Here is a 10,853-nt window from a genome sequence, read left to right on the forward strand (position 1 = left end):
GGGACAATTGACATAGCTGATTTTATTATCTATAATAAAAATATGATACCGGACAAAACAGGACATTTTGGCGCATTCGGCGGAAAGTTCGTGCCCGAGACCTTGATCTTCGCTCTTGATGAATTGGAAAAGGCGTATGCAAAGGCAAAGAAGGACAAGGCCTTTGCTTCAGAGCTCAAATACTACCTGCGTGACTACGCGGGCAGGCCGACACCGCTTTATTTCGCGGCGAATTTAAGCAGGAAGGCCGGAGCGAAGATCTACCTTAAGCGCGAAGACCTGCTGCACACCGGCGCCCACAAGATAAACAATACCTTAGGGCAGATACTCCTGGCCAGGAGAATGAATAAGCGCAGGATAATCGCGGAGACAGGGGCCGGCCAGCACGGCGTTGCCACGGCTACCGTGTGCGCGCTGTTTGGCATGAAATGCAGGGTCTATATGGGGGAAGAGGACATAGCCAGGCAGCGCTTAAATGTCTTTCGCATGAAATTATTAGGGGCTGAGGTGAGCCGGGTGAAGAGCGGTTCGCGCACTCTTAAAGACGCTACCTCCGAGGCAATACGCGATTGGGTCACCAATGTCAGGGATACTCATTATATAATCGGCTCTGTTGTCGGGCCGCACCCGTATCCGATGATGGTCAGGGATTTTCAGTCAGTGCTTGGCGCTGAGGCAAGGAGGCAGATCATGCGGAAGGAAGGCCGGCTGCCGGATTATCTGCTTGCCTGCGTAGGCGGAGGAAGCAACGCCATGGGCCTGTTCTATAAATTCTTTGCCGACCGGTCTGTTAAATTCATCGGCGTCGAAGGCGCGGGAAAAGGCATCGGCAGCGGGGCGCATTCCGCCTCGCTCCTTGCCGGCACAACAGGCGTGCTGCACGGTTCCAAATCAAGCCTGCTTCAAGACAGGTACGGCCAGATAAAGAACGCCCACTCCATAGCGGCAGGGCTTGACTATCCCGGCACAGGCCCCGAACACGCGTATTATAAATCAACAGGCAGGGCCAGATACGTCGCGGTCGCGGACAGGCAGGCGCTGGAAGGGTTCAAGATGCTTTCTGAATTAGAAGGTATTATTCCCGCGCTTGAATCCGCGCACGCTATATATTACCTTACGAAGATGAAATCGTATTTGAAGAAAAATGACATTGTAATAGTTTGCCTCTCTGGTAGAGGTGATAAGGATATTGATATAATTATGGAGTATACCCCACACTCACGTGTGGGGAATGTCAATCTAAGCATAGCCAGATGATACTACACACGTAAGTGTGTAGAGGGAATGATGACAAATAGAATCGATAGGAAATTTAAGGAACTCAGATCGCAAAAGAAAAGCGCATTCATTGCCTTTATAACCGCCGGCTTCCCCAGTTTAAACGCCACAGAGAAACTAGTGCTGGGGCTTGAGAAGCGCGGCGTGGACATTATCGAGCTGGGAGTGCCGTTTTCTGACCCGCTCGCGGACGGCCCCATAATTCAGGCATCCTCGCTTTATTCTTTAAAAAGAAAGACCAATTTAAGCAAGATACTCTCGTTGGTAAAGAAGATCAGGATGCAGACACAGATACCCATATGCCTGATGACATACGTAAATCCTGTCCTCGCGATGGGAGAAAAGGAATTTCTGCTCCGCGCGAAGCAGAGCGGCGTTGACGGCATAATAGTCCCTGACTTGCCGCCTGAAGAGGCCTCCGGTCTGATAAGGCACGCGAGGAAGCAGGCAGTGCATACCATTTTCTTTCTCTCGCCCACAAGCGGCATCAAAAGGATCAAATATGTAGCGAAGCGTTCCAGAGGATTTATTTATTATGTGTCGCTTACCGGCGTTACCGGAGCCAGGAAGAGCCTGGAAACAGACCTGAAAAGCAGGATCAGGATGATCAAGAGGCATGTAAAATTACCGGTATGCGTGGGATTCGGCGTATCCACGGCTGAGCATGTAAGCCGCGTAAAGGCGTTAGCCGACGGCGTGATCGTAGGCAGCGCGATAATAGATAATATCCGCGCCAACCTGAAAAGGCCCGATATGCTGAGGCGGGCGCTTGATTTCGTAAAGTCAATCAATGTATAACAAGACAACGCTGGATAACGGCATAAGAGTTATTACCTATAATATGCCGGAGATGAACTCCGTATCGTTCGGCATATGGATAAACGCGGGCTCAAGGAATGAAGAGGCGGGCCAGAAAGGCATTGCCCACCTGCTTGAGCATATGGTTTTCAAGGGCTCGCGTAATTATTCCGGCCGCCGGATAAAAGAGTCCCTTGAAGGCGCGGGGGGAGCGTTAAACGCCTCCACTTCGGAAGAGCTCACCTGTTATTTTGTGAAGATACCCGCGGAGTTCCAGCGGCTGGCCGTTCAGATCATATCCGATATGGCGCTTTATCCGCTGATAGAGGAGGCAGAGCTCGCCAAGGAGAAAGGCGTCATAATTGAAGAGATAAAGATGTACAGAGACCTGCCGCAGGTCTTTGTATACGACCTGATGGATTCGCTTCTCTGGCCGGAACACCCGTTAGGCATAAATGTCGCGGGGACCGAGGAGACGGTCGCCGCCATAAACAGGCAGCAGCTATTTGCCTTCAGGGATCAGTTCTATGATCCGGCCAACATTGTTATTACCGCGGCCGGCAGGGTCAACCACGACCCGCTGTTGAAAGAATTGAACGGCATATTTAAGGCCGTTAAGAAGCAAGAGGCGGCCGGGTGCCTGGAGTTCAAGGGCAGGCAGGAAAAGATCCAGGTGAAGATCATGGATAAGCCCACTGAACAGTCGCACCTCGTGATCGGTTTTCACGGATTAAGCCGCGGCGACCCAAAGAGGTATAAGCTTTCATTGCTCAACATAATCTTAGGCGGGAATATGTCCAGCCGCCTCTTCAACGAGGTAAGGGAAGACAGGGGGCTTGCCTATGAGATAGGCAGCGCGGTCAAGAGGTTCAAAGACACTGGCGCCTTTCTTGTGCACGCGGGCATAGACAATAAAAAGGTCACTGAGGCGATAGAGGTAATACTGAAGCAGATATACGGCATTAAGAAAGACCTGGTCAGCGATGATGAATTGAAACGGGCAAAGGATTTTTATATCGGCCAGCTCAAGATGGCTTTAGAAGATACATTGGACCATATGGTATGGTTAGGCGAGCCGGAAGTCACGATGGGCAGGACATTTACGCCGGAAGAAGTATACGCGGAGATCTCCCGCATCAACGCCGCTGACCTGCGCGGCGTGGCAGGGGATATATTTGTGAAAGACGGATTGAATATAGCCCTTATCGGGCCGCTGAAGTCCAGGGAGAAAGAGATCAGTGGATGCGCAGAAAGAACAGGTAGTTAATAAGGGCTCCAGGAGGTCAACGCCCAGCGTATTCGCCTTATTTCTGCCTGAAATAAGGGAGCTGCTGGCAGTCAAGAACTTTCAGGAGCTGAAGAACCTGATCAGGGGCGTGCATTCCATGGATATCGCCGAGGGATGGCGCCTGCTCGAGCCAAATGAGAAACTCCTGATCTTTAAGCTGTTGAGCTTCAAACGGGCTGTGGAGTTGTTTGAAAATCTCAGGTTTGAGGAACAGTCGTTCCTGCTGGATAATCTCGGCAGCGTTGAGATCGCTTCGATCTTGAATGAGATGGCCTCCGATGAAAGGGCGCACTTATTTAAAGACCTCCCCGAGAAGATAATAAAGAAGCTGTTCTCCTTGATGAAGAAGGAGGAGGTTGACGATGTGCGCACCCTGCTTAAGTTTGAAGAAAACACGGCAGGCAGCCTGATGACCACCGAGTTTGTTATCCTTAAGAAGGACTTTACCGCGCGCAAGGCAATACTCAGGGTCCAGGAAAGCCATAAGGCCGGCCAGGCAAAGAATATCTATTCGGTTTACGTGGTTGATGACGAACACCGCCTTATCGGCGGTTTAAGCCTGCAGGACCTTATAACCGCGCCGCCGGATATGCTGCTTAAGGACCTGCTTTCGCACGCCGAATTAATAAAGATAAATGTAAACAGCCCGAAGGAGGATGTCGCCATTCAGTTCTCGCGCTATGACCTCCTTGACGCCCCGGTAGTTAACGACTCAGATCAGCTCGTAGGCATTATTACTATTGACGACGTTGTTGATTTGATACACCGCCAGGCCACCGCCGAGATCTACGAAATAGGCAAGATGGGCCCGGCAGGCGGCAAGGAAATACGCTATGAAACGGCAAGCGTAGGGGAGCTGGTTAAAAGGCGCGCCGGATGGCTGATAGCTCTTTTGATCATAGATTTTATGACCGGGAAAGTTCTTAAGACGTATGAGGGATCGTTGACCGCCGTCGTAGCCCTTACCTTCTTTATTCCGATGCTTCTTGATACCGGAGGCAACGCGGGAAACCAGGCGGCCATAACCATAATCAGGGGTCTGGCAACAGGCGATGTAAATTTTAAGAACGTATGGAAAGTGGCGCGCCTGGAAATAATAGCGGCTTTTATTATGGCGTTGATCGTGGCTTCAGTCGCCTTTGTAAGGGCGGTCATGCTCCAGGGAGACATCATGCTTTCCCTGGTAGTCGGTTCTACCATGGGCCTTATCGTGATACTTGCTATCTTAACCGGGGTCTGTCTCCCTCTGTTCTCAAAGAAAATAGGCCTGGACCCGGCGGTCCTGGCAGGCCCTATCACAACGAGCGTAGTTGATATCGTGGGATTGATAATATATTTCAAGATCGCCCAATTCCTGATCCCCGCGTTAAACTGAATCAGAGGCTGTTTTCTATGGAGAACTTTTTTACTTTACCGGCAATATTCACCGTCCTCGCCGTTCTTGTCATTCTTTCCGCTTTCTTTTCTTTATCGGAGACCTCCGTTATCGCCCTGAGCAAGATCAAATTGAGGCATATGGTGGAAAGGGGCGTAAGGCGCGCCAGGAGCGTACAGCGGCTGGTGACGAAATTAGACAGGTTTATCGCGGCGATCCTCATAAGCAACAATTTTGTGAATATAGCGATCTCCGCGATCGTGACCGCGGTCTTTATCGGCGTCTTCGGGCCGCGCAAAGGCGTTGTCGCCGCCACGTTTCTCTCCTCGCTGCTCATCCTTGTGTTTTGCGATATGATACCCAAGCTTATCGCCGTAAGGTTTCCCGATAAGATGGCGTTATTGACCTCTTATATTATGGAGGGGCTGATAGTAGTCCTTAATCCGTTGGTAACTTTGTTCACGGGTTTCAGTTCGTTTGTGCTTAAGTGTTTCGGCGTCGAACCGGGAAAACGCAAGCCCCTGATCTCGGAAGAGGAATTGCGGGTTATGATCGAGGTGGGCAAGGAAGAAGGGGTGGTAAGCGATGAGGAAAGAAAGATGCTGCACCGCATATTTGAATTCGGAGACACCATGGTAAGCGAGGTGATGGTGCCGAAGGAAAAAATGGCGGCTATGGATATAAGCAAGGGGGCGGAGGGCCTGCTTACCATACTTACCGAAGAGGGTTATTCCCGCATTCCGGTTTACAGGGACTCAATAGACAATATACTCGGAGTGATATATGCCAGGGATATCCTGTATATCTATTATAACAAAGGGCTGATAGTAGTAGAGGATATTTTGCATCAGCCGTTGTTTGTGCCGCCCGCCAAACGCGTTAATGAACTGTTGAGCGAATTTCAGACCAAAAAGGTGCAGATCGCCATAATCAAGGATGATAAAGGCATAACGCTGGGGCTGGTTACGCTTGAGGATCTGCTGGAAGAGATAGTAGGCGAGATAGAAGAGGAAAAACACAGGTGAAGGCCGTTTCTGTCACGTTGTAATCCGCGTTCATCCGTGTTACAATAAATCCAGGAGGAATACCATAGATTCGCGAAAGAAGGCCCTGCTGATAGCTCATCTCGCGCTTGATAAAAAGGCGGAGGATCTGCATGTCCTTGATATGAGGGGGGTAGCAAATTTCTGCGACTATTTTGTCCTGGCAAGCGGCTCATCCACGCGCCAGGTAAAGGCGATCGCGGAAAACATAGGCGAGGGGCTTCAAAACAGCGGCGAAAAGGACTTCTCCATAGAGGGGCTATCGGAGAGCCTTTGGGTGCTGATTGACTCCAGGGATGTGATCGTCCATATATTCTACGCGCCGCTTCGCGGGTACTACGCCCTTGAAAAGTTATGGGCGGACGCGAAAAGGGTAAGGGTAAGCAAGAGATGAGAGACCTTTATGAACTGATACGGCTGGTTAATTCAACCCATGACCTTAACAGGGTATTGAATATAATAACCCGCAAGGTTTCAAATATGGTGGATGCTAAGGTGTGCAGCCTGCGGCTTCTTGACCGCGACAAAAAAGAATTGATACTGCGCTCTTATCACGGCCCATACAGAAGGTCGCATCTTTCCAAGGGTAATCTCAAGATGGGTGAGTCCATATCCGGCAGGGCGATCAAGGAAAAGAAGGCGTATATCATAGCCGACCTTTACAAGGATTCGCTTTATAAGTCCCCGGAGATCGCCAGGCACGAGGGGGTGCGCTCCCTCTTAACGGTCCCCCTTCTTGACAGGGGAAAGGCGCTCGGCGTCTTGAGCGTATATTCCGATAAGCCGAACAGGTACCACATGGATGACCTGCACCTGCTTTCAATAGTGGCATCCCAGGTTGCCGTTGCCATATCAAACGCCCGGCTCTTTCAGGAGATCGAGTCCAACTATATTAATACCGTAAAGGTGCTGGTGAATACGATAGACGCCAAGGATAGCTATATCTACGGCCATTCCGAGAAAGTGGCGATACACTCTTTTGCCATAGCCAGAGAGCTGGACCTGAGCCCGGAGGAAAGGCAGGCGGTAAGGACCGCCGGTTTTCTGCATGATATGGGAAAGATCTCCGTTGACAGCGCCATACTCAGAAAGAAAGGTTTCCTAAATGACGATGAGTGGCACGAGATAGAGAAGCATCCGGAGATAGGCGCGCGCATAATAAGCCAGATCCCCAACCTTAATCACCTGGCGCCGCTGGTGCTGCATCATCATGCCAGGTTTGGAGGCGGAGGCTACCCGGATAAAAACTTGAAAGGCGCGGATATCCCCATAGGCGCGCGCATAATATCTGTAGCAGACGCTTACGAAGCCATGGTTTCCGCCAGGCCATACCGCGGCGCCCTTGAACACAGGATCGTCGTAGAAGAACTCAGAAGCCGTTCCAACAGCCAGTTTGATCCTCATATCGTCCACACCTTTCTAAAAGTACTTAAGAAAGATCAGGAACCGCAGGAAGTGAGCATTGTATAGGGATGCGTAAGGACATCAAGGCAGTTATAGCCTCGAGCTTGAAGGAATCACTTCGGATCTTTCAAATCCCTCCCGAGAGGATCCGGTCTCTTTCCATACAGTTAGACATACCGAAGGATGAAAGCTTCGGGGATATTTCGTCTAACCTTGCGATGCAGCTCAGCAAGGACTTGAAACAGCAGGCGCGCTCCATAGCCGATTCGCTCGTAGAGCATCTGAAGCGCGATCAGCGCCTTATGCCGCCGAAAGGCCTTGTTAAGGATATAAAGGCGCAAGACCCCGGATTTATCAATTTTTATTTAAGCGACGAATACTTCTATGGAAGGCTCCGCGACGCGCTCATCCTGTCCGGGCGTTTCGGCTCTTCTAAGTCAGGAAGGGGCAAAAAAGCGCTTATTGAGTTTGTGAGCGCCAATCCCACAGGGCCTTTGTCTGTGGCCCACGCCCGGCAGGCGGCAGTAGGCGATTCACTTGCCTCCATACTTGAATTTCTGGGTTTCAGGGTGACCAGGGAGTATTACCTGAACGATAAGGGCAATCAGATCAATATACTGGGAAGGTCGGTAATGCTGCGCGCGCGTGAACTTAAAGGAGAGAGCGTCGCCTTTCCCGAAGATCATTATCAGGGGGATTACATACGGGATATCGCTAAAGAGGTCATCGGTTTGGGCAGGGAAAATGAAGGCGAGAAGTGGTTTTGCGATTACGCCGTAGAATATTTGATGGGTATTATAGGGGCTGAGTTGAGGGATTTCGGCACTGGGTTTGACGTATGGTATTCGCAGGCGGCCCTGGAGAGATCGGGAAAGATCGAAAAGGCGATAGGGCATCTGAAGAAAAAGGGCTGCGTATATGAAAATGAAGGCGCCGTGTGGTTTCGGTCTACCTCCTTCGGTGACGACAAAGACAGGGTGATCATAAAATCCGACGGCTCTTACACCTATATTACCCCCGATATCGCCTATCATGAGGATAAATTCAGGCGCGGCTTTGACTGGCTTATAAACCTCTGGGGCCCCGACCATCACGGATATATCGGCAGGATCAAGGCGGCGGTCGCCGCCCTGGGTAAGAATAAGGAAGCCCTTTCCCTGATCATCGTTCAACTTGCCAGCATATTCCGCGACGGCAAGCAGTTATTGATGTCCACGAGAAAGGGCCAGTATATAACGCTGCGGCAGGTCCTTGATGAAGTCGGCAGGGACGCCTCCAGGTTCTTCTTTCTTATGCGCAGGACATCAAGCCACCTTGATTTTGATATTGACCTTGCCAAAAAACATAGCCAGGAAAACCCGGTTTTTTATGTGCAGTACGCCCACGCCAGGATAAGCAGTATATTGAAAAACGCGCGGGCGGGTTTTAACCTTAAGCGGGCGGATCTAAAGCTGCTTAAGCAAAAAGAAGAACTGTTTTTAATGAGGGCCATCAGCCGGTTCCCTTACGTGCTCGAGGTCTGCCTTAGCAGCCTTGACCCGTTTTTTGTGACGGAATATTTGAAGAGGATGGCGGAGGCATTTCATAAATTCTACGATAACCACCGGGTGCTTGGCGATGATAAGCGGCTGACAGAGGCGCGGCTGGCTCTGATAAAGGCGGCGCAGATAGTGTTGTCCAACGGGTTCCGGCTTTTAGGCATAAGCGCTCCGGAGAAGATGTAGTTATGCATAAGAATTGGATCTTTAGAAAAGGCGACAGCCGTATTCAGGAACATCTGGTTAAAGAGTTAAAGATATCCGCGCTGCTCGCGCGGTTATTGGTTAACCGCGGCATAAAACAGCCGCGGGACGCGCTTAAGTTCCTCAAGCCCGGCATCTCGGATCTATTAGACCCTTTGGATCTGCCGGATATGGAGAAGGCGGTAAAGCGCGTAAGAAAAGCGCTGAAAGATAAACAGCCGATCCTCATCTGCGGGGATTACGATGTTGACGGCATAACCGGCTGCGTGCTGCTTCACAAAGTGCTTGGCCGTATGGGCGGCCTGGCAGATATACATCTGCCCCACAGGATCAAGGACGGCTACGGCATAAGCAGGGACGCCGTTAAAATAGCCGTGAAGAAGAAGGCGCTGGCAATAAGCGTTGATTGCGGCATATCTGATTTTGAGGAAGTGGATGAGTTAAGAAAGAGCGGCATAGATACGATAATAATAGACCATCATACGCCTCATAACGGCAGATTGCCCACGGCCTTTGCCATTATCAACCCGAAACTGGAAACCTCCTCATACGGGTTTAAGGACCTTGCCGGAGTAGGCGTTGTCTTGAAAGTCGCGCAGGCGCTTACCGCGGATACCCTTGAGGCGGACCTGGACATAGTGGCCCTGGGAACGGTCGCGGATGTCGTGCCGTTACTTGGCGAAAACAGGATCATAGTGAAAGAGGGCCTGGCCAGATTGAATGCCACGCGGCATAACGGGCTGAAGGCGCTTATAGATGTTTCAGGCATAAAAGGCAAGGAGATATCGGTCGGCTATATAAGTTACATATTGGGCCCGAGGATAAACGCGGGCGGCAGGATGGGCGATGCCGGCGCCCCCCTGAAACTCTTGTTGAGCGATGATTATGATGAGGCAAAGTTGTTGGCAAACAGCCTGAATACGCATAACAGGAACCGGCAGAATATTGAAGAAAAGATCATGAACGAGGCGGTCTCCCGCATTGAATCAGGCGAGATGGATTTTAAAAATCATTATGTGATCGTTCTCGGCGGCGATAGTTGGCACAGGGGGGTGCTGGGGATCATCGCTTCCAAGATCGCGGACAGGTATTACAGGCCCGTTATCATAATCTCTTTTGAAGACGGCGTGGGAAAGGGCTCCTGCCGTTCCATAAGAAGCTTCCACATACTTGAGGCGCTGAGCCGCTGCCGGAAGCATCTGCAGGATTTCGGCGGGCACAAGTGCGCCGCGGGTATCACGGTCTTAGAGAGAGATCTGGATAATTTCCGGGAGAGTGTCAATGCCGCTGCCAGGGATATGCTTAAGCCGAGCGACCTTATACCTTCTATAGAGATCGATGCCGAGGTCAGGCTCGCGGATCTAAACCATGGCCTGCTTGATAGTATAAATGAGCTTTCGCCTTTTGGCTGTGATAACCCTGAGCCGTTATTTTCAACCCGTAACCTGAGTTTAAAGGGTCTGCCTCAGGTGATGGGCAGGGGTACGCTCAAGATGTGGGTAACCGACGGCAATACAACTTATCAGGCCGTGGGCTTCGCGATGGCGTCGCTTAAGGATTACATAAGTTCGCTTTCGTCATTTGACGCCGCGTTCAAGGTCTCGGCAGATACCTGGGAAGGGCGTAACGATTTACAGCTGGAAATAGAGGATATCAGGCCTTCTGAACCTTCTCTGCTTTAAGGCATTTTGTGCAGATGTTGATCTTCTGCCTTCTGCCGTTAAGCAGCACCGTGATCTTCTGGATATTGGGAAGGAATGTCTTTTTATTGACGCGGGTTACCTTGCTTCCGGTACCGCCCTTTGCTTTGACGAGGCCCTTGCGCGAGAATGTGCGCCCCTTGACCGGGCCTTTATCGCATATGAAACATCTTTTTATCATAATGTGTCAGTATACTGTAAAAACCGTTTTTGTCAACATTTTTA

At 50.7% G+C, this 10,853-nt stretch carries 10 protein-coding genes; 9 read left to right on the forward strand and 1 reads right to left on the reverse strand.

Annotated elements, in window-relative coordinates; all coding sequences use genetic code 11:
* Positions 1–42: 42 nt before the first annotated feature.
* From trpB to recJ, 9 genes are all read left to right on the forward strand, one after another.
* Positions 43–1,257 (forward strand): tryptophan synthase subunit beta, encoded by a 1,215-nt coding sequence (gene trpB, locus PHR44_04105; protein MDD4909845.1) that lies wholly within the window; start codon positions 43–45, stop codon positions 1,255–1,257.
* Positions 1,258–1,284: 27 nt separating this feature from the next.
* Positions 1,285–2,076, forward strand: a complete 792-nt coding sequence (gene trpA / locus PHR44_04110; protein ID MDD4909846.1) for a tryptophan synthase subunit alpha — start codon at positions 1,285–1,287, stop codon at positions 2,074–2,076.
* Complete coding sequence (locus PHR44_04115; GenBank protein ID MDD4909847.1) at positions 2,069–3,343, forward strand: pitrilysin family protein; 1,275 nt, start codon at positions 2,069–2,071, stop codon at positions 3,341–3,343. The genes trpA and PHR44_04115 overlap by 8 nt, the downstream gene beginning before the upstream one ends.
* Positions 3,315–4,739, forward strand: coding sequence for a magnesium transporter (gene mgtE / locus PHR44_04120; protein ID MDD4909848.1), 1,425 nt, complete (start codon positions 3,315–3,317; stop codon positions 4,737–4,739). Before PHR44_04115 ends, mgtE begins: the two co-directional genes overlap by 29 nt.
* Before the next feature lie 17 nt (positions 4,740–4,756).
* Positions 4,757–5,764, forward strand: coding sequence for a hemolysin family protein (locus PHR44_04125; protein MDD4909849.1), 1,008 nt, complete (start codon positions 4,757–4,759; stop codon positions 5,762–5,764).
* 91 nt (positions 5,765–5,855) lie between these two features.
* The gene (gene rsfS, locus PHR44_04130; GenBank protein ID MDD4909850.1) at positions 5,856–6,176 is read left to right on the forward strand and encodes a ribosome silencing factor; all 321 of its coding nucleotides are present in this window, start codon (positions 5,856–5,858) and stop codon (positions 6,174–6,176) included.
* The gene (locus tag PHR44_04135) at positions 6,173–7,252 is read left to right on the forward strand and encodes a GAF domain-containing protein (GenBank protein MDD4909851.1); all 1,080 of its coding nucleotides are present in this window, start codon (positions 6,173–6,175) and stop codon (positions 7,250–7,252) included. Before rsfS ends, PHR44_04135 begins: the two co-directional genes overlap by 4 nt.
* Before the next feature lie 2 nt (positions 7,253–7,254).
* Positions 7,255–8,910, forward strand: a complete 1,656-nt coding sequence (argS, locus tag PHR44_04140; protein MDD4909852.1) for an arginine--tRNA ligase — start codon at positions 7,255–7,257, stop codon at positions 8,908–8,910.
* A 2-nt stretch (positions 8,911–8,912) separates the two neighbouring features.
* Positions 8,913–10,610, forward strand: coding sequence for a single-stranded-DNA-specific exonuclease RecJ (gene recJ / locus PHR44_04145; protein MDD4909853.1), 1,698 nt, complete (start codon positions 8,913–8,915; stop codon positions 10,608–10,610).
* On the opposite strand, the gene rpmB is transcribed toward recJ, so the two are convergent.
* Complete coding sequence (rpmB, locus tag PHR44_04150) at positions 10,582–10,809, reverse strand: 50S ribosomal protein L28 (GenBank protein ID MDD4909854.1); 228 nt, start codon at positions 10,807–10,809, stop codon at positions 10,582–10,584. The genes recJ and rpmB overlap by 29 nt on opposite strands.
* Positions 10,810–10,853 lie beyond the last annotated feature (44 nt).

Source organism: Candidatus Omnitrophota bacterium (assembly GCA_028707125.1).
Classification (GTDB): Bacteria; Omnitrophota; Gorgyraeia; order Gygaellales; family JAQTUX01; genus JAQTUX01.